17 protein-coding genes and 2 rRNA genes are annotated in these 24,230 nt (G+C 56.4%); 4 read left to right on the top strand and 15 right to left on the bottom strand.

Going from position 1 to position 24,230, the window contains the following annotated elements:
- Window positions 1-27 precede the first annotated feature (27 nt).
- The 3 genes from EGY08_RS11710 (at window position 28) to EGY08_RS11700 (ending at window position 4,425) form a co-directional block, all read left to right on the top strand.
- A 23S ribosomal RNA gene (locus EGY08_RS11710) occupies window positions 28-2,932 on the top strand.
- 200 nt (window positions 2,933-3,132) lie between these two features.
- A 5S ribosomal RNA gene (rrf, locus tag EGY08_RS11705) occupies window positions 3,133-3,248 on the top strand.
- A gap of 859 nt (window positions 3,249-4,107) precedes the next feature.
- Window positions 4,108-4,425 (top strand): hypothetical protein, encoded by a 318-nt coding sequence (locus tag EGY08_RS11700; protein WP_004128418.1) that lies wholly within the window; start codon window positions 4,108-4,110, stop codon window positions 4,423-4,425.
- A 40-nt stretch (window positions 4,426-4,465) separates the two neighbouring features.
- Here the strand turns inward: EGY08_RS11700 and EGY08_RS11695 are convergent, their stop codons facing one another.
- The 3 genes from EGY08_RS11695 to EGY08_RS11685 are packed head-to-tail and all read right to left on the bottom strand — an operon-like array spanning window position 4,466 to window position 9,383.
- Complete coding sequence (locus tag EGY08_RS11695; RefSeq protein WP_004128428.1) at window positions 4,466-5,590, bottom strand: ABC transporter permease; 1,125 nt, start codon at window positions 5,588-5,590, stop codon at window positions 4,466-4,468.
- The gene (rbbA, locus tag EGY08_RS11690; protein WP_123828510.1) at window positions 5,590-8,319 is read right to left on the bottom strand and encodes a ribosome-associated ATPase/putative transporter RbbA; all 2,730 of its coding nucleotides are present in this window, start codon (window positions 8,317-8,319) and stop codon (window positions 5,590-5,592) included. The genes EGY08_RS11695 and rbbA overlap by 1 nt, the downstream gene beginning before the upstream one ends.
- Window positions 8,316-9,383: an HlyD family secretion protein gene (locus EGY08_RS11685; RefSeq protein WP_004128432.1), complete on the bottom strand. Its 1,068-nt coding sequence runs from the start codon at window positions 9,381-9,383 to the stop codon at window positions 8,316-8,318. The genes rbbA and EGY08_RS11685 overlap by 4 nt, the downstream gene beginning before the upstream one ends.
- Window positions 9,384-9,914: 531 nt before the next feature.
- Here EGY08_RS11685 and EGY08_RS11680 point away from each other — a divergent pair.
- On the top strand, window positions 9,915-11,312 hold the full coding sequence (locus tag EGY08_RS11680; RefSeq protein ID WP_004128440.1) for a GGDEF domain-containing protein: 1,398 nt from the start codon (window positions 9,915-9,917) through the stop codon (window positions 11,310-11,312).
- A gap of 151 nt (window positions 11,313-11,463) precedes the next feature.
- Here EGY08_RS11680 and trpS read toward each other — a convergent pair whose 3' ends face one another.
- The 12 genes from trpS to EGY08_RS11615 form a co-directional block, all read right to left on the bottom strand.
- The gene (gene trpS / locus EGY08_RS11675) at window positions 11,464-12,471 is read right to left on the bottom strand and encodes a tryptophan--tRNA ligase (protein ID WP_004128443.1); all 1,008 of its coding nucleotides are present in this window, start codon (window positions 12,469-12,471) and stop codon (window positions 11,464-11,466) included.
- A gap of 206 nt (window positions 12,472-12,677) precedes the next feature.
- Complete coding sequence (gene mtr, locus EGY08_RS11670) at window positions 12,678-13,934, bottom strand: tryptophan permease (RefSeq protein WP_004128446.1); 1,257 nt, start codon at window positions 13,932-13,934, stop codon at window positions 12,678-12,680.
- Window positions 13,935-14,267: 333 nt separating this feature from the next.
- A complete protein-coding gene (gene tnaA / locus EGY08_RS11660) occupies window positions 14,268-15,656 on the bottom strand; it encodes a tryptophanase (protein WP_004128455.1) in 1,389 nt (462 codons plus the stop codon).
- 122 nt (window positions 15,657-15,778) lie between these two features.
- The gene (tnaC, locus tag EGY08_RS11655) at window positions 15,779-15,874 is read right to left on the bottom strand and encodes a tryptophanase leader peptide (RefSeq protein WP_004098218.1); all 96 of its coding nucleotides are present in this window, start codon (window positions 15,872-15,874) and stop codon (window positions 15,779-15,781) included.
- Between the two features lie 241 nt (window positions 15,875-16,115).
- On the bottom strand, window positions 16,116-16,445 hold the full coding sequence (locus EGY08_RS11650; RefSeq protein ID WP_004108688.1) for a DMT family transporter: 330 nt from the start codon (window positions 16,443-16,445) through the stop codon (window positions 16,116-16,118).
- Between the two features lie 18 nt (window positions 16,446-16,463).
- Window positions 16,464-16,877, bottom strand: a complete 414-nt coding sequence (locus EGY08_RS11645) for a DMT family transporter (protein WP_049114468.1) — start codon at window positions 16,875-16,877, stop codon at window positions 16,464-16,466.
- Window positions 16,878-16,896: 19 nt separating this feature from the next.
- A complete protein-coding gene (locus EGY08_RS11640; RefSeq protein ID WP_123828509.1) occupies window positions 16,897-17,583 on the bottom strand; it encodes a hypothetical protein in 687 nt (228 codons plus the stop codon).
- A 12-nt stretch (window positions 17,584-17,595) separates the two neighbouring features.
- The gene (locus EGY08_RS11635) at window positions 17,596-18,216 is read right to left on the bottom strand and encodes a phosphate propanoyltransferase (protein WP_004128477.1); all 621 of its coding nucleotides are present in this window, start codon (window positions 18,214-18,216) and stop codon (window positions 17,596-17,598) included.
- Complete coding sequence (locus EGY08_RS11630; protein ID WP_004098223.1) at window positions 18,213-18,635, bottom strand: BMC domain-containing protein; 423 nt, start codon at window positions 18,633-18,635, stop codon at window positions 18,213-18,215. The genes EGY08_RS11635 and EGY08_RS11630 overlap by 4 nt, the downstream gene beginning before the upstream one ends.
- Before the next feature lie 12 nt (window positions 18,636-18,647).
- Window positions 18,648-19,595, bottom strand: a complete 948-nt coding sequence (cutD, locus tag EGY08_RS11625) for a choline TMA-lyase-activating enzyme (RefSeq protein ID WP_004128480.1) — start codon at window positions 19,593-19,595, stop codon at window positions 18,648-18,650.
- Window positions 19,596-19,651: 56 nt separating this feature from the next.
- Window positions 19,652-23,038 carry a choline trimethylamine-lyase gene (cutC, locus tag EGY08_RS11620; RefSeq protein WP_123828508.1) on the bottom strand — a complete coding sequence of 1,129 codons (3,387 nt, stop codon included), beginning with the start codon at window positions 23,036-23,038 and terminating at the stop codon, window positions 19,652-19,654.
- Window positions 23,039-23,063: 25 nt separating this feature from the next.
- Window positions 23,064-24,218, bottom strand: a complete 1,155-nt coding sequence (locus EGY08_RS11615; protein ID WP_087828890.1) for a 1-propanol dehydrogenase PduQ — start codon at window positions 24,216-24,218, stop codon at window positions 23,064-23,066.
- Between the last annotated feature and the right edge of the window lie 12 nt (window positions 24,219-24,230).

Raw genomic sequence — 24,230 nt, 5'->3', positions numbered from 1 at the left:
GTTTTACGAAACATCTTCGGGTTGTGAGGTTAAGCGACTAAGCGTACACGGTGGATGCCCTGGCAGTCAGAGGCGATGAAGGACGTGCTAATCTGCGAAAAGCGTCGGTAAGGTGATATGAACCGTTACAGCCGGCGATGTCCGAATGGGGAAACCCAGTGCAATTCGTTGCACTATCGTTTGATGAATACATAGTCAAACGAGGCGAACCGGGGGAACTGAAACATCTAAGTACCCCGAGGAAAAGAAATCAACCGAGATTCCCCCAGTAGCGGCGAGCGAACGGGGAGCAGCCCGGAGTCTGAATCAGCTTGTGTGTTAGTGGAAGCGTCTGGAAAGTCGCAGGGTACAGGGTGATACTCCCGTACACTAAAACGCACAGGCTGTGAACTCGAAGAGTAGGGCGGGACACGTGGTATCCTGTCTGAATATGGGGGACCATCCTCCAAGGCTAAATACTCCTGACTGACCGATAGTGAACCAGTACCGTGAGGGAAAGGCGAAAAGAACCCCGGCGAGGGGAGTGAAAAAGAACCTGAAACCGTGTACGTACAAGCAGTAGGAGCCCACTTGTTGGGTGACTGCGTACCTTTTGTATAATGGGTCAGCGACTTATATTCTGTAGCAAGGTTAACCGTATAGGGGAGCCGCAGGGAAACCGAGTCTTAACTGGGCGTTAAGTTGCAGGGTATAGACCCGAAACCCGGTGATCTAGCCATGGGCAGGTTGAAGGTTGGGTAACACTAACTGGAGGACCGAACCGACTAATGTTGAAAAATTAGCGGATGACTTGTGGCTGGGGGTGAAAGGCCAATCAAACCGGGAGATAGCTGGTTCTCCCCGAAAGCTATTTAGGTAGCGCCTCGTGAACTCATCTTCGGGGTAGAGCACTGTTTCGGCTAGGGGGTCATCCCGACTTACCAACCCGATGCAAACTACGAATACCGAAGAATGTTATCACGGGAGACACACGGCGGGTGCTAACGTCCGTCGTGAAGAGGGAAACAACCCAGACCGCCAGCTAAGGTCCCAAAGTCATGGTTAAGTGGGAAACGATGTGGGAAGGCCCAGACAGCCAGGATGTTGGCTTAGAAGCAGCCATCATTTAAAGAAAGCGTAATAGCTCACTGGTCGAGTCGGCCTGCGCGGAAGATGTAACGGGGCTAAACCATGCACCGAAGCTGCGGCAGCGACGCTTATGCGTTGTTGGGTAGGGGAGCGTTCTGTAAGCCGTTGAAGGTGGCCTGTGAGGGTTGCTGGAGGTATCAGAAGTGCGAATGCTGACATAAGTAACGATAATGCGGGTGAAAAACCCGCACGCCGGAAGACCAAGGGTTCCTGTCCAACGTTAATCGGGGCAGGGTGAGTCGACCCCTAAGGCGAGGCCGAAAGGCGTAGTCGATGGGAAACAGGTTAATATTCCTGTACTTGGTGTTACTGCGAAGGGGGGACGGAGAAGGCTATGTTGGCCGGGCGACGGTTGTCCCGGTTTAAGCATGTAGGCGGAGATTCCAGGTAAATCCGGAACCTTACTAACGCTGAGGTGTGATGACGAGGCACTACGGTGCTGAAGTGACAAATGCCCTGCTTCCAGGAAAAGCCTCTAAGCATCAGGTAACATCAAATCGTACCCCAAACCGACACAGGTGGTCAGGTAGAGAATACCAAGGCGCTTGAGAGAACTCGGGTGAAGGAACTAGGCAAAATGGTGCCGTAACTTCGGGAGAAGGCACGCTGATATGTAGGTGAAGTGATTTACTCATGGAGCTGAAATCAGTCGAAGATACCAGCTGGCTGCAACTGTTTATTAAAAACACAGCACTGTGCAAACACGAAAGTGGACGTATACGGTGTGACGCCTGCCCGGTGCCGGAAGGTTAATTGATGGGGTTATCCGTAAGGAGAAGCTCTTGATCGAAGCCCCGGTAAACGGCGGCCGTAACTATAACGGTCCTAAGGTAGCGAAATTCCTTGTCGGGTAAGTTCCGACCTGCACGAATGGCGTAATGATGGCCAGGCTGTCTCCACCCGAGACTCAGTGAAATTGAACTCGCTGTGAAGATGCAGTGTACCCGCGGCAAGACGGAAAGACCCCGTGAACCTTTACTATAGCTTGACACTGAACACTGGTCCTTGATGTGTAGGATAGGTGGGAGGCTTTGAAGTGTGGACGCCAGTCTGCATGGAGCCATCCTTGAAATACCACCCTTTAATGGCTGGTGTTCTAACGTGGGCCCGTAATCCGGGTTGCGGACAGTGTCTGGTGGGTAGTTTGACTGGGGCGGTCTCCTCCTAAAGAGTAACGGAGGAGCACGAAGGTCAGCTAATCCTGGTCGGACATCAGGAGGTTAGTGCAATGGCATAAGCTGGCTTGACTGCGAGCGTGACGGCGCGAGCAGGTGCGAAAGCAGGTCATAGTGATCCGGTGGTTCTGAATGGAAGGGCCATCGCTCAACGGATAAAAGGTACTCCGGGATAACAGGCTGATACCGCCCAAGAGTTCATATCGACGGCGGTGTTTGGCACCTCGATGTCGGCTCATCACATCCTGGGGCTGAAGTAGGTCCCAAGGGTATGGCTGTTCGCCATTTAAAGTGGTACGCGAGCTGGGTTTAGAACGTCGTGAGACAGTTCGGTCCCTATCTGCCGTGGGCGCTGGAGAATTGAGGGGGGCTGCTCCTAGTACGAGAGGACCGGAGTGGACGCATCACTGGTGTTCGGGTTGTCATGCCAATGGCATTGCCCGGTAGCTAAATGCGGAAGAGATAAGTGCTGAAAGCATCTAAGTACGAAACTTGCCCCGAGATGAGTTCTCCCTGACTCCTTGAGAGTCCTGAAGGAACGTTGAAGACGACGACGTTGATAGGCCGGGTGTGTAAGCGCAGCGATGCGTTGAGCTAACCGGTACTAATGAACCGTGAGGCTTAACCTTACAACGCCGAAGATGTTTTGGCGGATTTGAGAGACAACAATTTCAGCATTGATTACAGATTTTCGGGAACGAAAGATTTTACGCTGAGGCAAGGCGGCAAATGAAGTAAAGGAAGGAGCATACTGAGGTATGTGACTGACTTTACGAATGCAGCCAACGCAGCATCGGTGTAAAAGATTCGTTTCTGACAACAGAATTTGCCTGGCGGCGATAGCGCGGTGGTCCCACCTGACCCCATGCCGAACTCAGAAGTGAAACGCCGTAGCGCCGATGGTAGTGTGGGGTCTCCCCATGTGAGAGTAGGGAACTGCCAGGCATCAAACACGTGAAGAGCCCATCCTGACGGATGGGCTTTTTGCGTTTTTGTGGCCTGAGAACTAACGCCAGAGTTGTATCACGTTACCGACAGCATTCATGTTTTCCAGCCTGAAGCCTGTCATACGCCCTCCCTCCGGTTAAAGCGTCGCTAACGCATGAAAGTGACGCAGCGGGCTGTTCCTTTAGTTTACCTTATAGGATGAGTTCGGCCGTTTCAGCAGCTGATACAGCAATACCTAACATTACTGAACGTGTCAGCCGAACGGCTATTGTGATGAGGTATCCGCCGTATTAAAACAATATTGATTTATATCGCAATGAAATTGAAGTGGTTTTCCTGTCTGATCTGGACTTGGAACAAGAACGCTGAATATTGAGGCGAGTCGTTAGAGGAAATGATTATCAGCTGCGGTGAAGGAGAAAATAGTGCCCTTTTAAGCCTGTTTTTTTATTGAGAAATAACCTGCAAAGGATTTATTTTCTCAATAAAATAACCTTATGAAGGAGGTGTTTCTTAGGATGTATGTTTTATATGAAAATAAAAATATATATAAACTCGTCTCTTAATATTTAATGTGAATTATATTAAGAATATTTCCGGTTTAATTCTTAAGTTACTCTAATGTAATCAGGTTAACAAATAGATACGGAACCCCCTTATCATGCCGGGAAGCAGGCATAACAGCTGGACTTTTTCTGCGAAATGACTTAGTGTCCTTAACACTTTGTTAACTCGATCTGGTTTAAGTTAATTCAAATTTGCTAAAAACATAGGGTGCATTGCCTGTATGGAAGCTAACCCGGTAACGTCTTTTGACGAATAGTGCATGTTACCGGCTGGCAATATGAGAATATAAATGAAATTTCTGATTAACTGGCCTCCTCTGCGCCAACCAATAAATTATATCCGGGAGCGTTTTACCTTTCTGGTCTTGCTCTGCTGGCCGGCGATCATCTGGCTGGTATGTCGGGCGCTTGTCTGGTTAACAGATGGGCTGATGGTTCTGCTCGGAAAGCCTACCGAACACTCCTTTACCGTCTATCTTCAGCCACTTATGACGCTAAGCGCGCTACTGAGAATTTCCGTCAGCTGGGTGCTGCTGCTGTTTATCCTGTTCAGCATGGCGATGGGGTTCACCTGGGCTCTGCGGCGCTTTATGAATCGAAATAAATAACGCCGATGCTGCGACCACAGGGAGCGGCACCGGCATTGACTCAGGCCATCTCACCGATCGTTTTACGAAAACGCAGTAGCGCGACAGTAAAAAACACCCCACCGATAGCTAGCAGCGTCAGAAACTGCGGCCAGACGATCGAGAAATCCGCGCCGCGATAAAGAATGGCCTGCGCCAGACTGACAAAGTGGGTTGTCGGCATGGTGAGCATAATATCCTGTACAGCCTGCGGCATACTTTCCCGTGGCGTCGAGCCGCCGGAAAGCATCTGCAGCGGCAACAGCACCAGAATCATCAGCAGCCCCAGCTGCGGCATGGAACGCGCCACCGTACCCATAAAAATGCCGATCGAGGTGGTGGCAAACAGGCTCAGGGCCACCCCAAGCATAAAGAGCGATATCGAGCCCTCTATCGGTACTTGCAATACACCCTGAACCATCAAGATCAGGGAGAGTCCGGAAACCACCAGCACCACCAGCCCCATTGACCATATCTTCGCCATCATGATCTCAAACGGCGTGACCGGCATAACCAGCAGGTGCTCTATGGTGCCATGTTCCCGCTCACGTATCAGCGCCGAACCGGTCAGCACGATCGCCAGCATGGTGATATTATTGATAATTGCCATGACGGCGCCAAAACGCTCCTGTTCCAGGTTCGGGTTAAAACGCATTCTGACGGCCAGCTCAACCGGCAGCGTGCCGTTGTCCCGGTAGCGGGCGACAAAGCTGTTCACCTCGCCGGTGACGATATTCTGGATATAGCTATTGCCGGTAAACGCCTGGCTCATTCGCGTCGCGTCGACGTTAACCTGCAGCTCGGGCTGGCGTCCGGCCAGAACGTCGTGCTGGAAACCCGGCGGAATATTGATGGCGAAAGTATAGCGTCCCGCATCCAGCCCGGCATCCATCTCATCAGCGGTGATCAGCGCCGGCGGCAAAAACCAGGGCCGGTAAAACCCATTGATAATGCGCGATGAGAGCTGCGACTTATCCATGTCGGCAATAGCGATGGGCGCCAGATGCAGCGAACCCGGCATGACGGTCGCGGAGGAGTACACCGAGACGGTAAAAGCAAAGACAATTAACGTCAGCATCGCTTTATCGCCCAGCAGGCTGCGTAGCTCTTTCATCCCCAAATTATAAATATTGCGTAATCCGCGCATTATCCCTCCTGTTTTTTCAACAGCCACACGCTCAGGCCCAGCACCAGCGGAACTGCGATAAGCAGCGGAATAAAGGATCCCCACAAATCCGTCAGATTCAGCGCTTTGGAGAACGTTCCGCGCGCGATGGTCAGAAAGTGGCTGGTTGGATAAATCTGGCCAATCCAGCGGCCGGGCCCTTCCAGCGAGGCAACGGGATCGATCATTCCCGAGAACTGCGTCGCCGGGATAAGCGTAATGATCGCGGTGCCGAAAATCGCCGCAATCTGGCTTTTCATAAAGGTGGAGATCAGCAGGCCAAGCCCGGTGGCGATAGTGACGTAGAGCAGCGCGGCGAGGGTGAGCGTCAGAAAACTCCCTTTGTGCGGTACGCCAAAAACAAAGACCGACAGCGCGCAGAGCAGGAAGAAGTTGAACATCCCCAGCACGATATACGGCACCTGTTTACCCAGCAGAAATTCGCTGCGGGTGGTTGGCGTCACGTACAAATTGATAATTGAGCCGAGCTCTTTCTCGCGGACCACGCTAAGCGCGCTGAGCATCGCCGGGATCATCATCAACAGCAGCGGAATTACCGCCGGGACGATTGCCGGCAGGCTCTTCACATCCGGGTTATAGCGGTAGCGGGTCTCGATGGAAATCAGCGATGTATCGCGATTGGGGCTGGCCTGGCGACCGGCCATCTCCTGTAGCCAGGCCAGATGCATGGCCTGCACGTAGCCGCGCACCGTTTCCGCGCGGTTCGGCATCGCGCCGTCCACCCATACGCCAATTTGCACCGGCGTTCCCCGGGCGATATCACGGCCAAAATTAGGCGGAATTTCGATAGCCACCGCCAGCTCGCCGTTACGCATTCTTCTGTCCAGTTCGCTATAGCTTTGCAGCGGCGGTTGTTCGATGAAGTAGCGCGAACCGGCGATATTTTGCGACCAGGCCTGGCTGCTGACGGTCTGGTCGCGGTCGAGCACCGCAAACCGCAGATCTTCGACGTCCATACTGATCCCGTAGCCCATGATAAACATCAGGATCACGGTGCCGAGCAGGGCCAGGGTCGATCGCACCGGATCGCGGCGAAGCTCAAGCGCTTCGCGGCGACTGTAGCTAAACAGGCGCTGCAGGCTAAACCCCTGGCGCGGCGCCACGCTTTCGGCTTTGTGTTCTATCGCGGGAACCGGTGCAGCCTGCGCATCAGGCGGCTGGGCGGTATCCGCTGCTTCCTGTAGCCAGGCAATGAACGCCTCTTCAAGGCTGGCCGATCCGCGCTGTTCGACCAGCGCCTGCGGCGTATTGCTGGCCAGCACTTTTCCGGCATGCATCAGCGAAATGCGATCGCAACGCTCCGCTTCATTCATAAAATGGGTGGAGATAAAAATCGTCACCCGGTCCTGACGCGCAAGATCGACCATTAGCTGCCAGAACATATCCCGGGCCACCGGATCGACGCCGGAGGTGGGTTCATCAAGGATTAACATTTCCGGGCGGTGGATCACCGCGACCGCCAGCGAGAGCCGCTGGCGGATACCTAGCGGCAGCGAAGCGGGCAGGGTGTCCTCAACCTCTTCCAGCATAAAGCGCTGGCTCATTTCGGCGATCCGTCCGGGGATCTCCGCATCCGGTATATGGAACAGGCGGGCATGCAGTTCGAGGTTTTGCCGCACGGTCAGTTCGCTATAGAGGGAAAAGGCCTGCGACATATAGCCGACGCGGCGGCGGGTTTCGATGTCCCTGGGGTCGACCGGTTGGCCAAACAGCCACGCCTCGCCTTCGCTGGCCGGTAGCAACCCGGTCAGCATTTTCATGGTCGTTGATTTGCCGCAGCCGTTAGAGCCGAGGAAACCGAAAATCTCGCCGCGGGCGATACGAAAGTTCACGTGGTCAACGGCGATAAAATTACCGAAGCGCATGGTGAGCCCGCGCGCTTCAATCGCAATTTCGCTTTCATCGGCCTGGCGCGGCGGGATGATCACCTCTTTATGCGCCAGGCGCTGAGCTTCGGGTAGCAGGGCGATAAATGCCTGCTCCAGCGTCTGACTCGCCGTGTGCGCTTTAAGCTCATCGGCGCTGCCGGTCGCCAGAACTTCCCCCGCGTTCATGGCTACCAGCCAGTCAAAGCGCTCCGCCTCCTCCATGTAAGCGGTGGCGACCAGGACGCTCATCTCCGGCTGACGCTGGCGGATGTTGTCGATCAGATCCCAAAACTGCGCTCGCGAGAGGGGATCGACGCCGGTGGTGGGTTCATCGAGTATCAGCAGCTGCGGGTCGTGAATAAGCGCGCAGCACAGGCCGAGCTTTTGTTTCATCCCCCCGGAGAGTTTTCCTGCCGGACGATCGCGAAACGGCGCCAGGCCGGTACTCTGGAGCAGCTCATTGATGCGGATGTCGCGTTCGGCTTTATCATGGCCGAACAGACGGGCGAAGAAATCGACGTTTTCATAGACCGACAGAGTGTGGTAGAGGTTCTTCCCCAGCCCCTGGGGCATCCAGGCGATTTTCGGGCAGACATCCTGGCGATGGCGCACATCGCTCATATCGCCGCCGAGCACCATGACGTTACCGCGCTCAATCACGCGCGCGCCGGAAATCAGCGAGAGCAGGCTGGACTTGCCCACGCCATCGGGCCCGATCAGCCCTACCATACGGCGGGCGGGAATGCTCAGCGTAATGTCCTTCAGCGCGACGGTTGCGCCAAAGCGCTGGCTAACGTTTTCCAGGCGGGCGACGGTTTTCATTGCGGTAGCCTCACCGTCAGCGCTTCAGGCCACGCCAGCTGGTTATCCAGACGAACCCAGGCCATCCCGGGCAGGCCGGTCTTCACATACTCCAGATGCTCCGCCAGCAGCGCTGGCGGAATGCGGGCTTTCACGCGGAACATCAGTTTCAGCCTTTCGTCGCTGGTTTCCACCGTTTTAGGCGTAAACTGCGCCACACTGGCGACAAAACTGATATTGGCGGGGATCACCAGATTCGGCGCGGCATCAAGGATAATTCGCGCTTCGCTGCCCAGCGCCAGCAGACCTGCCTGCTCGGTAGGCAGGAAGAAGGTCATATAGACATCGGATAAGTCGACCATATTCAGCACCCGGCCGCCCGCCGCCAGCACCTCTCCCGGTTCGGCGACGCGGTACTGAATGCGGCCATCGCGCGGGGCTTTCAGCTCGCTATCGTCGATATCGGCGATAATCCGCCGTTCGGTCGCCTGGGCGGCCTCGACCCGGGTTTGCGCCTGAATGATGCTGGTTCGCGCCGCCTCAATTGCGGCCCTGGCGGCAGAGACCTGCGCTTTGGCGGATTCCAGCGCCGCTCTGGCGCTTTCTGCCGCCGCCTGGTCGTCATCCAGCTGCTGCGCGGAGACCGCGCCGCGCTGCGAGAGCGTGCTGGAGCGGACGTGTCGTTTAGCCGAGGAGTTCAGCTCCGCCTGCCGCTGCTTCACTACCGCTTCCGTAGCGCGCATTTCGCTTTGGCGCTGGTCGAGCAGGGCTTTCGCGGCGGCAATCGCGCTCTCTGCTTCCTTGATTTGCGCAGCGGCTTCCAGCCGTTGTTCGTTGAGCACGCGGGTATCCATGCGGGCCAGAACGTCACCCTGGTGAACAAACTGCCCCTCCTTGACCAGTATCGTCTCGATACGCCCGGCGGTTTTGGTGGCGATATCGACTTCCGTAGCTTCAATTCTGCCGTTACTGCTGGCAAAGCCCGCCGGAATTCCCGGCGGGCGCAGCATCCACCATGCCGCTGCGGCAATCACCACCAGTAAACCAATAACGTATCCAACCCAACGTCGTTTGATTTTGTCCATATGCGACTCGCTTTGTTCCATAGGCTGAGTGGTGCGCGCTTCTCCTCCGCGTGGCGAAGTATCGTCTCTTCAGGAAAGGGAGGAATGGGGGGCAAGGCCAACCGGCGCGTGAATCCTGCTGCGCGGCGAACCGGTCGGAAAGAGGTGCGATTAATGTGGTCATCATCAGCAATCCTCGCCTTAAATGAAACACGCATATTTATTGCTACCGTCAATGCAATACTAACACCCGCACTAATTATGTCCATATGGAAAACATGGACTTGTCGCAGGGTTAACATAAAAACAGCCGCGAACCGATATGCCAATATTACCCATAATACTATTTGGGTTTAATGCTTCGGGCACTCGCTCGTACAATCTCATAGCGCTTCATTAAATCATCATACTTATAAGCTATCGCACAACGCTAATAACCTGAGGATATTATTGGTAGGGAACTGGCGCATTTTTAATCTGGTTGCTCCAGGAGAACTGTTGTATGATCTCCGGCCCTGAAAATACACTCACGCCAGGCGAGCGCTTTATTCAATGAAAGATGAAAGCCAAAAATATATCTCAATTATTTTTAAGGAATGGTTGCCGCTGTACGACAGCCTGACGCCGGAGGTGAAGGCGGTACTTAAAAATATCGCCGGGCAGCAGGCGGAGGCGTTAGCGACCCGTTTCTATGACTTTATTTTTCAGGACCCGGATATCGCCAGGCATCTTACCTATGATTTAGTCCAGGAGCGGCTCAGTAGCTCGCTGGCCGGGTGGGTGAAAGATATCCTGATGTGTGAGAAAGAGAATTTGCAGGCGCTGGCGGAGCGGCAGTACCTGATCGGCAGCATCCATTCGCGTATCGGTATCCCGGCAGAGGCCGTGCTTCGCGGCGCGCGCCAGCTAAAAGCCGGGCTGATTGAAAATATCCGCGATAGTCACCTCGATCGCGAAACCAGCGTCGCCGCCATCTACTACGCCATCATGGCCATTAACATGGCGGTAGAGATGATGTGTCATGCCTATACTTTGTCGCACTATCGGGCGACAAAAAATGAAGAAGCCTACCGCCTGTATAGCCTGATGGATAACGTTCCGCTGGAATATGGCAAGCAGCAGGCCTCGCTCTCCGGTTGGGAAAATACCGCTATTTTTAATATCGTTAGCGATAATAAGACAGATATTAACGGCGCGTTATTATCTGATTCGGAATTTGGTCTGTGGTTCCGCCATAAATGCGTGCGTTATTTTAACAAAAATCCGCAAATGGAGGAGATCGCCGATTTAATTAGCAAGGTGGATGCGCTGTTATCCGCCTGGAAATCCTCCTCTGACGGTTCTGAGTATAAAAATACGCAGGCTCTGCTGCAGGGGATTCATATCCATTGCCAGCAGATCGGCAGCCAGCTGGGGGTACTCTTTAGCAGCCTGTCGCAGATGCAAAGCGGTAAGGATTCGCTGACCAGCCTGCTGAACCGTCGCTATCTGCCGGTTGTCCTCAAGCATGAAGTGACGCTGGCGATGGAGTATGAGCTGCCGATGACGGTGGCGATTATCGATATCGACCACTTTAAAGAGATCAATGATAGCTGGGGTCATATGGTCGGTGATCGGGCCATCAAGCATGTTGCGGAGTTGCTCAGCGATAACATTCGTTCCAGTGATTATATCTTCCGCTACGGCGGCGAGGAGTTTCTGCTGGTGCTGGTGGAGACCGGCGCGGCGGAAGCTTTTACTATCCTTGAACGGCTGCGTAAAAAAATCAGCCAACTGGCGTTTAGCGTTGGCGCTGACAATGAGATTTCGATTACCGCCAGCATCGGCTACGCCGTCCACACCGGTCATCCGGATTACAATCTGCTGCTGCGCGATGCCGACAGCGCGCTGTACGTCGCCAAGCGCGATGGGCGCAACTGCGTGAAAATGCATGAAAGCGACGGAAATTAAGCTGACGGCCCATCCCGGAGGCGGCGCGCTGCGCCTGTCCGGGCTACCGGATCGCAGACGGCTGTGAACATGTAGCCCGGGCAAGGCGCGCCAAGCGCCGCCCCCGGGAGAGATGTGGCAGCGGATTTCAATGCGGCGAGATCTCCGCGCCTCAAAACAGCACCGGCAGCCCCAGGCCACGCTTCACTTCATGCAGCGTCCGTTGTGTCAGTTCGTGCGCTCGCTCGCTTCCCCGGCGCAGCAGCGTCAGCAGCATGCCTTTATCCTGAATATAGGTCGCCCGGCGTTCGCGTATTGGCGCCAGCAGCTCCTGTAAGCAGGTCTCCAGCGCGTTTTTACACTGCCTGTCTCCCAGTCCTCCGCGCCGATAGTGGGCTTTCATATCGGCAACGAAAGCCTTATCAGCATGAAAGGCGTCGAGATAAGTGAAGACCACGTTGCCTTCTACCTGACCCGGGTCGGCGACCCGCAGGTGATTCGGGTCGGTATACATGGCGCTGACCGCACGATGGATCTCCTCTTCACTGGCCGAAAGGGTGAGGGTGTTCCCCAGCGATTTCGACATTTTGGCATTGCCATCGATGCCCGGCAGGCGGCTGACGTCGCTGAGCAGCGCTTTGCAGTGCTGTAAGATCGGCGTCGTGGTCAGGCTATTCATTTTGTGCACGATCTCATTGGTCTGTTCAATCATCGGTAGCTGATCGTCGCCGACCGGCACCAGTTCGGCCTTAAAGGCGGTGATATCGGCGGCCTGGCTAATGGGATAGGCTAAAAATCCCACCGGCAGCGAGCGGGAAAACCCCTTCTGGGCGATTTCATTTTTTACCGTCGGATTACGTTCAACCCGGGCGACGGTGACAATATTCATATACAGCGCGCTGAGTTCGGCCAGCGCCGGCAGGGCGGATTGCAGGCAAATGGTGGTCTTCTGCGGATCGATGCCGACGGCGAGATAATCAGCCATCACCTCAAGGATATTGCTGCTGATTTTTTGCGGGTTGCTGCCGTTGTCGGTCAGACCCTGGAGATCCGCGACGAGGATAAACTGCTGGTGGTCGTGCTGGAGCAGCACGCGCTGGCGCAGGGAACCGACGTAGTGGCCGAGGTGCAGCTGGCCGGTAGGACGGTCGCCGGTCAGGATCGTTTGGCTGGTGTTCATGAGTGACTCCTTAGGATGCTATCAGGCCGAAGGGCGACACTCAGAAACAACAAAGCCGCCTTCCGGCGGCTTTGAATAGAGGAAACGTCAAATCTTGCCGCCTGTTATGCAGGCAGCCACCAACGGCGGAGGTGAGAGATGACAACGTTTCTGTTCATCTTTTTATCCTGCCACGAAAAGCCGCGGCAGTAAAAGCCCTTTTTCATTCAGCGATAAACCGGCAGCAGGTTAAAGCTGGATAAAATATGAATTATTGCGTTGGCGCCGCCGAAGCACAAAATCAGGATAATCATGGCATTGCCGCCCCAGACCCGATAGTTCGGGCTGCCGAAACGCCTGCGCGAGGCGCGCGCCAGCAGGGCGGGGACGATAGCGGCCCAGACGGTGGCGGCGAGACCGGCGAAACCAATGGCGTAGATAAAACCGTTAGGCCACAGCAGCCCGCCGGCGATCGGCGGCAGAAAGGTCACCAGCGCGGTTTTAAACCGCCCCAGCCGGCTATCGTCAAACTTAAACAGATCCGCCAGATAATCAAACAGGCCGAGCGTGACGCCCAGGAACGAGCTGGCGACGGCGAAGTTGGAAAAGACCGTCAGCAGTAAGTCCAGGGTCGAACTGTTCAGCAGGCCGCTTAAGGTCTGTACCAGCACGTCGATATTGCCGCCTTTTTCGGCGATAGCAATAAACGCCGGGCGCGGGATATTACCCATGGTGCCGACCAGCCAGATGATATACAGCACCAGCGCCATCAGCGTGCCGAGCAGCAGGCAGCGGCGAATGATAAGCGGATCTTTACCGTAATACTTCATCAGGCTGGGGACGTTACCGTGATAGCCAAATGAGGCGAGACAGAACGGTAGCGTCATCAGCACGTAGGGCAAATATGACGCGTTGGCTTCTGAGCGGTTAAACAGAATCGCGGGCTCCACGTGCCACATCAGGCCGCCGAAGGTCATAAAGAAGGTGAGGATTTTGGCGCCCAGCACAATAGTCGTCATCCGGCTTACCGCTTTCGTACTCAGCCAGACGATAAAGGCGACCACCAGCGCGAACGCCAGTCCGCCCAGGCGTGCGGGAACCGCGAGGTTCATCTGCGCAAAAGTATGCTGAATAACAGAACCGCTGGCGGAAATATAGGCGTAGGTCAGGATATATAAAACAAAGGCGACGGTCAGGCCGTTAATAATATTCCAGCCGTTTCCGAGTAAATCCTTGGTAATCGTGTCGAAGCTGGCGCCAATATGATAATTGAGATTGGCTTCGAGGATCATTAACCCGGAGTGCAGCATGCAAAACCAGGTAAAAATGAGCGCCAACAGCGACCAGAAAAACCAGGCACCGGACATCACCACCGGTAAAGAAAACATGCCGGCGCCAATAATCGTGCCGCCGATAATCATCGCTCCGCCAATCAGCGATGGCGTATTTGTTGAGACCGCTTTTGAGACTGATAGTGTAGCCATAAGGTGCATTCCTCACGTGGCTATAATTATTATACCCGTCATACTTCAAGTTGCAGATGTGTTGGCTGCGTTCACTCACCCCAGTCACTTACCTCAGTAAGCTCCTGGGGATTAATGAGAGGCTCCTGCCTCTCACCGGAGGCCAGCCTTCGGCTGGTCAAATTCGTTCCCGACGAATTTGTCCCTCTCTTGCCGCCTTTCTGCAACTCGAATTATTTAGGGTACAGATAACGGCTGCGGGCAAACGGCTACCCGGCGCAACCCGAATGATTGAGCTTAAAGAGATGGATTTAAATTAATGGCGCTCCCGTTGCGAGAGCGCCAGGACGTTATTTATTTCACCGGTTTCAGTCTGGCGACAAAGTGGCGCAGTACCGGCGGCTCATAGGTAAAGGTCAGACCCTTAATCGTGGCGGCGCGGGCCTTAACGGCGATCAGCGCATCAGCGATATAGTCCATATGATCGTTGGTATAAACCCGGCGCGGAATGGTCAGGCGCAGCAGCTCCATCGGCGACGCCTTCTGTTTGCCGGTTTGCGGGTCGCGGCCCAGCAACAGGGAGCCGATTTCCACGCTGCGGATGCCCGCTTCCAGATACAGCTCGTTGTTTAGCGCGTGCGCCGGGAACTGCTCCGGTGGGATATGCGGCAGCAGCAGCTTAGCATCGACGAACACCGCATGGCCGCCGGTCGGATACTGAATCGGAATGCCGCCTTCGCGCAGGCGTTCGCCGAGGTATTCCACCTGATTGATGCGATAAGCGAGGTAATCCTCGTTGGTCCCTTCTTCCAGGCCGATAGCCAACGCCTCCATATCGCGCCCCGCCAGGCCGCCGTAGGTGACAAAGCCCTCCATCGGCACGCAGCGGATGCGCACTTCGTTGAAGAGATCTTCGTCATCGCGGAAGCAGCAGAGTCCGCCGATATTCACCATCGGGTCTTTCTTGGCGGACATGGTCAGCATATCGCCGTACTGGTACATCTCAAGAATAATCTCTTTCACCGATTTATCGGCGTAGCCCTCTTCGCGCTGTTTAATAAACCAGGCGTTTTCGCAGAAGCGGGCGGAGTCGATCACCACCGGAATATTATTCTGGCGGGCAATCTGATACACCTCGCGCATATTTGCCAGCGATACCGGTTGGCCGCCGGAGCTGTTACAGGTGACGGTGGTAATAATCGCCGCCACGTTTTCCGCGCCGTGTTCGGCGATGGTCGCTTTGAGCAAATCAATATCAAAGTTGCCTTTCCAGTCGTACCACGAGGTAGTGTCGAAGGCTTTCGGCGTCACCACGTTAATGGCTTTCGCGCCGTTGAGCTCCACGTGCGCGGCGGTGGTATCGAAGTGGAAGTTGGAAATAAACACCGGATGCGCCGACTTGCGGCGAGCAATCAGGCTCGGGAACAGAATCTGCTCCGCGCCGCGCCCCTGATGGGTGGGAATGGTATATGGATAGCCGATAATCTCTTTGACCTTTTCGCACAGATGCTGATAGTTACGCGACCCGGCGTAGGCTTCGTCGCCCATCATCAGCCCGGCCCACTGATGGTCGCTCATCGCGCCGGTGCCGGAGTCGGTCAGCAGGTCGATATACACGTCCTGGCTGTTGAGCAAAAACGGGTTATAGCCCGCCTCTTCCAGCGCTTTGACGCGATCGTCAAAGGTAGTCATACGAATGTTTTCGACCATTTTAATGCGGAACGGCTCAGGAATACGTTTCATTTATTTTCTCCATGGGGATGCTGTGCCGCGTTTGGCTATTTGGCGACAAATAACAGACGCAACAAATAGCGACTAAACGCAGTGCTGAATTAATTTTTTAGGGAATGAACAGCAGCGGAGAATTAACGAGGGAAGTCGTTGGAGATGCGGTGATCTAAATTATACCAGTCGTCCAGGCCGCCCTGGGCAATGAGGCGATAAATCGATTTTTGCGTCATGACATCGTCCTCTGTGAGTGAAGGGATGCCATAAAAATAAGGTAAAATGAGAAAATAACCACGATTAAAATCACAAAAAATTATTTATCGATAAGCGGAGTATAAAAATTTGACGCTCGTCGTCTTTTTAGCGTTATTGATTAGCAGGCGATGGTTTTTTGTTTTTTTATTACGCCAATAATGGCTTATTGAGTGAGGTTATTAGCGCCTTCACCGCAATCAATGAAGGCGCAGGCGGGACTTACATGCTGGAGAAGACGTTCATAATGATGCCGCCGGAGATGATCAGCACCATGGCGAGAATGGCCGGGATATCCGGTTTTTGCTTATAAAGGATCATTGAGCAAATCGTGACGCCGACGATGCCAAAACCGCACCACAGCGAGTAGGCGACGCCGACCGGAATAGTGCTCATCGCGCGGGTGAGGGCGAAGTAGCACAGGCCGTAGGCGCAGACCACCAGCACCGACGGCGCCAGCTTGCTGAAGCCGTTGGTCTTTTTGATCATCGATGTGCCGGTGATTTCGGAGCCGATAGACAGCGCCAGCCATAAAAATCCGAGGTTAAACATAGGTAATTCCTTTTTTTGTTAGTTGGCGACTTTTTTGTCCAGAGATGCAGCGACTGGTTGCGCGGGCGCTTCCTCGCTCTCTTCGCTACCCATTTTGGAAAACAGGTTCATGATCACGATCCCGCTGGCGATAACCGCCATACCGATAATGGCGGCGGTGTCCGGGTGCTGGCCGTAAAACGCCATTCCCAGGGTCGACACCACGAGGATGCCGGTACCGGACCAGGTGGCGTAGGCCAGACCGACGGGAATATCCTTCACCGCGCGGGACAGCGAGTAGTAGCAGGTGCAGTACAGCAGCACCAGTAGCCCGAGCAGCAGCATTTTGGTCATCCCTTCACTGCCGCCGAACATTTTGAGGGTGGAGGTGGCTGAGGTTTCGGAAACGATAACCAGCAGCATCCATAGCCAACACTTTGTTTTTGAAGACATAAGTTAAACTCCGGGTTTACTATTTAAGGTAAGGTTCTTTTTTTCTGTTTTTTAAAAAATCGATAGCGGCATCGGTCAACTGCGCTTCAGGAGCACAGGCCAGCGCCGGATTATTCACCACGTCTGTGACAGTGAGATAACGCCGCGGGCTGCTCGCCGACGGCGCCGCCGCTTCGCGACCCGACGTCAGCTTCTCCAGCAATTCGTTCATGGTGCACAGCGCGATGCCGCATTCGGCCAGGCGGGCCAGCGTGGCCTGCATATGCCCGGCGTAAGCGGTATCAGGCTGCGCTCCACGCAGCTGATTAAGCTCGCTGGCGGGATCGCAGTGATAGCGCAGCGCCAGTACCGGCAGGCCGCTCAGCAGGGCATCGTGCACGCGGCGGGCAACGGGACTGTGCAGGGAACCCTTCAGCAGATCCGCCGCCAGCGGGTAGTCGAGAAACGGCAGCAACAGCGCCTTATACGAGGCAGAAGGCAGCTCCTGTTGCCAGTCGGCCGCCGCCAGCGTTTTACCAATAGCCCGCCACTGCTCGCCGTCGCCAATCCCGCTATCCAGCGCCAGGTGCAGGCTCTCGCCGCAGCTGGCCAGCCGCTGACGAATAGCGTGCCGGTAGCCCGCCGCGGCGGTCACCATCACCAGTACCGGCGGCCGCAGACGCTGGATAATGCGTTCAACCAGGTCTTCCATCTGTTGGTCGGTCATGGCGAGCCTCCTTTAGCCGATGAGCGTGACCTGCGCGCCGTTTTTCAAGCCGGCGGCGTTGGCCTCTTCGGTATCAATATGAAACTCCAGCGCAAAGTCTTCGCGCACCCGCACCACCACTTCATCGAAGGTCAACTGGCGTTCGCCGTCGCTGCGGACGCTAACCTTCTGGCCGTTGGCGACGTTCAGCTGGCGGGCGTCCTGCGGCGACATATGGATATGCCGCCAGGCGCAGATCACCTGAGATCGCAGCTCAACGTGGCCTGCCGGGCCGATCAGCAGCGCGCTGCCCGCGTTCTCCAACTGGCCGGATTCGCGAACCGGCGCTTTGATGCCGAGGGTAAAGCAGTCGGCGCGGGAGATTTCCAGCTGCGATACCGGGCGGGTTGGGCCGAGGACGCGCACCTGGGTGAGCGAGCCCTTCGGACCGACCACGGTGACGCACTCCTGGGCCGCGAACTGCCCCGGCTGGCGCAGCGGCTTAAACGGCGTCAGGACGTAGCCCTTGCCAAACAGCGCTTCGACGTCCTGCTGCGCCAGATGGACGTGGCGGTTAGAGATGCCGACCGGGATAGCCGGAGCCGCGTGGCTCAGGCGGGCGGCGATTTTTTCATGGAGCAGGGTGTCGATCATGCCTTCTTCCCTTTCCTCATCGCCGCGTTTTTATCTTCCGTCGGCGCAGGCGCAGCGGCGGGTTCAGTGGGTTCCCTTGTTTCCACAGCTGCGGGCGCGACGGCTTCAGCCTCAAGCGGCGCGGCAGCTTCCGCGCGCGGCGGACGGCCTTTTAGAGTGCTGAGAGCGTCGACGACGCTGCGCTCCGGACGGGCGATCGTCAGGGATTTCACCTGCGGGTCGATGAGCGCGGCGACGGCCACGCCGCGTTCGATAGCGGTGTGAATCGCGCTGATCTCCCCTTCAAAGCAGACGCTCACTAGCCCCGAACCGACTTTGCGGTAGCCAATGCAGGACACGCCTGCGCTTTTACAGGCGGCATCCACGGCCTGAACGGCGGCAACTAACCCTCGCGTTTCAATTACGCCTAAACTTTTCATTGTCGGCTCCTGTTAATGGCGGACTAAGCGAATATCAAAATCAAACTGCGTGAAGAACGTTTCCAGCCGGTCTAACTCCTCGGCGGAATACGTTGGGTCCTGGGTAATGGGATAGGGCATATCGAGGCGCTCATATTTTTTGCGCCCGAGCTGGTGGTACGGCAGCATATCGATGCGGCGGATATTTCCGCGCTTCGCCAGCTTTTGTACATAATCAATGGCCCCGGTAATGGCATCGAACGAGTCGTTATAGCCGCGAACCAGCGGCATGCGGATAATGACGTTAGCGCCGGAATCCACCAGCCACTCCAGGTTGCGGCGAATGCCTTCGTTACCGATGCCAAATAACGCTTTATGGTGCTCGCTGTTAATTTGCTTAATATCGAATAAGAAGGTGTCGGTCACCGGCGCCAGCTTTTGATAATTGGCCAGCGGCGTGGTGCCCTGCGTTTCCACGGCGGTATTGAGCATCATCTTTTTGCATTCGCTAAATAGCGCGACGGCAAAGTCGGTCTGCAGGCTCATTTCCCCGCCGCCGATGGTGACGCCGCCGCCGGAGGAGATATAAAAGTCGTAGTCCTGCATGATGATCTCCATCAGCTCGCTGACGGTGACATCTTTACCCATAATATCCAGCGCGTTCTGGGTGCAGATCTCTTCGCACTTGCGGCAGCCGATACAGTCTTTGTTGCGGTTGACGAAATGCTTCATTTCGCCGTTTTCTTCCGCCCGATAATGAATTCCCGCCGGGCAGACGTTGACGCAGTCGCCGCAGTTAATGCATTTATCCTGTGAGAACATCACCTGAAACTGGCTATTCAGCCCTTCCGGGTTAGCGCACCACGGGCAGCGAATATTGCAGCCTTTGAAAAAAACCAGCGTGCGGATCCCATCGCCGTCATAGATCGAATATTTCTGAATATTGAATATTCGCCCGGTTAATTCTTGTTTTGCGCTCACACATACCTCCAGAAAAACGATCGGGACATCCGTGTCCAAAAACGTCCGTGTCTTTATCAGAACTTCTCGATGACCGTACGGCTGATGATCTCGTCCTGAACTTCTTTACACAGCTCAACGAAGTAGGCGCTGTAGCCCGCGACGCGGACGATCAGGTCGCGATATTTTTCCGGCTCCTGCTGGGCTTTTTTCAGCACGTCGTTATCGACATAGCTGAACTGCATTTGGCCGTTGCCGAGAATCGACGCGGTGCGCAGCAGGGTAATCAGGCCGTGACGACCTTCCGGGGTATCCAGCAGCCCTTTGAGGAACTTGAAGTTGTGCACCATGCCGATGTTCATGGTTTCAACGTTCATCTTGCTCACCGACTTGATGATCGCCGTCGGGCCCTGCTTATCCGCGCCCTGAGTCGGGCTGATGCCGTCGGAGAGCGGCATCCACGCCAGGCGACCGTTCGGCGTGGCGTTGGTCAGCTCGCCGATCGGCGTGTTGTTGGAGATGGACAGGGTGCCGTGGCTCAGGGTGGAGTAGAGCATCTTGTACTTACGGCACTCGCGCTCGGTCCACTCGGTGATATCCAGCGCATACCGATCGACGTAGTTATCATCGTTGCCGTATTTCGGCGCGTTGAGGCAGTCGCGGCGCAGGCCTTCAAAGCCTTCGAAGTTCGCCAGCAGCGCATCGCGTACCTGCTCGAGGGTGTATTTCTTATCTTCAAACACCAGCTTACGAATCGCCGCCATGGAGTCGACGTAGGTCGCCAGACCGGAGAAGATCAGCCCCGGGCCGTGGTTGATCATCGCGCCGCCGGCGGCAACGTCTTTGCCTTTTTCCATGCAGCCTTCCACCAGCAGCGACATCAGCGGCTTCGGCGCCACGTCGCGGTGCACGCGCTGGCTGATGACGGTACCGATCGCCGACAGGCGCACGATATGGGCGATCTGCTGTTTCACCGCCGCGTCGAATTCTTCGAAAGTGCGCAGGTCGCGCAGGTCGCCGGTATCCAGCCCCTGATAGCTGTCGAACAGCACCATGCGGCCGCGGTTTAAAACGAACTCAATGGCGATGGGCCACTGGGTGTAGCCGGTGGAGGTCCACTGATAGATGCGGCCGGATTTCTGCGGTTCGACGCAGCCCATCAGGCAGTAATCGCGGGCATCTTCGAAATCGAAGCCTTTACGCAGCATCATCTTGATATGGGAGTCGTCGAAGTGGCAGGCCGGGAAGCCCATCCCCGCTTTGACGACGTCGACGATTTTTTCCATATACTTCTGCGGCGACTGGTTGTGAATACGGCAGGCCAGCGACGGCTGGTAAACCTTCACGAAGCGCACGGCGTCCATGATCAGGTAGGTCAGGTCGTTACAGGCATCGCCGCCGGAGCGCTTCTGACCGCCGACGGTCAGGTTGATAAACGGCTGATAGCCAGCGAAATATTTCGCTCCCAGCTCGCTGGACATCCACATCAGCTCGGCGCATTTGATGATAAACGCCTGTAGCAGCTCCAGCGCGGTGTCGTGCGTCAGGCGGCCTTCGCGGATATCGGCTTCAAACATCGGGTAGCAGTACTGGTCTACGCGGCCCAGCGATAGCCCGGTCTGGTTCTCTTCGATTTCAAACAGCGACTCCACGGTCCAGATGCTTTGCAGCGCTTCCTGCAGGGTTTTCGGCGGATTCGCCGGCACGTTCTGGTTCACCTCGGCGATGGTCAGCAGCTCGGCGCGGCGCTGGGCGTTCTGCTCAATCGCTGCCAGTTCGCGGGCGCGGGCGGCGATGCGGTGCGCGTAGTTAATCACCCCTTCGCAGGTTTCAATCGCTGCTTTGTAGTAGTAGATGCGGTCGATATCTTCCGGGTTTTCCATGCTCAGGCTGGCAAGGTGCGCCTCGGCGTCGGCTTTAATGCCGTTCATCCCTTTGGTAAATAGCAGTACGTCGTAGCCCGGGCAGGTGTCGCCGCCGCCGTTGATCTGGTGGTAGGAGAGGTCGCTGACGAAGGTTTCGCCGCTGAACGCCCATACGCCGGCTTCGCGGTACTGGGCTTCGCAGATTTCGTCCAGCGAGCGGCCTTCCCAGAACGGCACGATCTCTTCGCGAATGGTTTTCTTATCTTCTTCGCTGATCTCAAACGGATCCTGCGGACGGGTGCTCATGGTATCGAGTTCGTCGCGCACCCAGCGCCAGGCGATATCCGGTGAGAAGGCGCCCGCGCGCGGCTTGCCGCATGGATGACCGACGATCAGCTCATCGTCCTGAATCAGAATCGGCGCGGTTTCGCAGGCGTGGCGGAAGGCTTTGGCGCGCAGCAGAATCGTCGGCATGCCGGGGTTGGCTTTGACCACTTCGGTAAAGGCCAGCGCGCGGTAGATAGAGACGCTCGGGCGCACGGTCAGGTAGTGGTTACGCAGGCGCTGCATGCGCGGGGTCAGCCCTTCTGCTGCCTGCGTTTCGCCGGCGGCGGCAAACGGGGCGGCGGAAACGTGCTGGACGCCCTTGAACAGACGCACCGGCAGATGCAGGGCGCTCAGGTTGTGCTGCGCGCTGAGGAACATGTCGGAGAGTTCGTTGATGCGCGCGTTCTCAAGGCTTGCGCCGTGCAGCAGGGCGTCGAACATCGGATAACCGTCGATCGCGCAGGCGGCGCGCACTTCGCACAGTTCCGCCAGCTTGAACCACAGGGATTCGACGATTTCATATGCCTGCTGCGGGGAGAGCGCGCCGCTGTTGATATCGTGCTGGTAGTACGGCAGCAGGGCTTTGTCGGCGCCTTCCGGGTTGACGGCGTAGCTGCCGTTATCGAGCTGGAGCGCCAGCTGGAACAGATAAAAGGCCTGGCACGCCTCTTTGAAGCTGCGCGCCGGATGTGCCGGAACGTGGTGCAGAATGGCGGCGCTGTCCAGCAATTCCGCCCGGCGGTAAGCATTGGTTTCCGCGGCGGCCAGCTGTTCGGCGCTGTTGGCCAGGTTTTGCGCCAGCGCCATCAGGGCATCGCAGGCGTAGATGGCCGCGCGGCAGCCGTTGACTTCGTCCATGCCGCTGCGGCTGACGGCGCTGCCCAGCGCGCGGGTTTTCTCTTCCAACTGATGTTTTATCGCCAGTACGCCTTTTTCGATCACCAGCTTGTAATCCGGGGAGTCGAGGTCGCTATTCAGGTTGAGGAACTGGAACGCGGACGGGCGACGGACGGCGCTCTCGTCGTGGAAAATCGCCCCGTGCGGTTTGCGGGTCTGGTTGCCGACGATCAGTTCGTCAGCGCTGATGCACAGCGGCAGCTGGCGCATCAGTTCATAGAAACGGCGCGCCGGTTTGACGGCGGCGGGAACCCCGGCGATATCGCCATCAAGGGCGTTCAGCGTGGTGGCGTGTTCGGTGCACAGGGTGCTTTTTTGTGAGATTAAACGTTCTGCCAACACTTTGACGCGCGGCGTTAAGCTGTAGTGTGCCATGGGTAAGGTTCTCCAAATCTTGTTATCAGTGGCCCTGAACGGCGTTGCCGGTCCATGCCCGGCGATAGAGTTCGGTTAGTGCGTGAGCGTCCGGCGCGCGTGGGTTCGTCGGGGTACAGCTGTCGCGTAGCGCCTGGCCGACCATCTCCGCCAGCCGCTGTTCAAACGCGTCTACAAGGACGCCGGTATCGCGGATGCCGGCCGGCATGCTCATTTCGTCTTTTAGCGCCTGAATGGCGACCAACAGACTGGCGACGCCCTGGCGGGTAGTGGCCGCAGGCAGATCCAGCAGATGGGCTAATCGGGCGTATTTGCGGGCGGCATCGGTATCGCACTGCCCGTGATAATCGGCGTTCCAGGCCACCACATCCGCCATCAGCAGGGCGTTGGCGCGACCGTGGGGGACGCGAAACACGCCGCCGAGCGCGTGGGCAAGGCTGTGGGTGATGCCCAGCGACGCGTTGGTGAACGCCATGCCCGCCATACAGGAGGCGTTGTGCATCTTTTCCCGCGCCAGCAGGTCGCCACCGTTGCGCCAGCAGGTCGGCAGAAAGCGAAATACCTGCTGCACTACTTTCTCCGCCAGCGCATCGGAAAAGTCGCTGGCGGCGAGGGAGACATAGGCTTCCAGCGCGTGACACAGCACGTCCATCCCGGTATCGGCGGTGATCGCCGGCGGCACCGAGGCCACCAGCGCCGGGTCAAGAATGGCGATATCCGGCAGCAGCGACGGGTCCACCAGCACCAGCTTCTCGGCGTGGGCTTTTACCACCGAAAAGGCGGTGACCTCAGAGCCGGTGCCGCTGGTGGTGGGGATCGCCACAAAGCAGGGCGGCTCGCGGTGAGCGTCCGGACGGGTTTGCGCCAGGGCGAAAATAACCGCTTTGGCTGCATCAATCACCGAACCGCCGCCCAGCGCGATAACCAGATCCGGATAGCTGTTATCCATCCGCTTCATACCGCGCACTACGGTGGCGATATCCGGGTCGGCCACCACGTCGTCCCAGACCTGGAAAGCGATGCCGCGCGCATTGAGGATCTGCGTGACGCGATCGGCGAGGCCAAACTTAACCATCGCCTGGTCAGTGACCAGCAGTACGTTGCGGGCGGGCAGCTCGTTCAGGATGGCAAGCGCATCCTGACCAAAGCGAATCCGGGGTTTCAGCAAAAATTCACTCATTGGGTTATTGAC

The sequence above is a fragment of the Klebsiella sp. FDAARGOS_511 genome (assembly GCF_003812845.1).
Lineage (GTDB): Bacteria > Pseudomonadota > Gammaproteobacteria > Enterobacterales > Enterobacteriaceae > Klebsiella > Klebsiella grimontii.
Note: the sequence above shows the minus strand (reverse complement) of the source record. Positions and strands in the feature narration are given on the sequence as shown.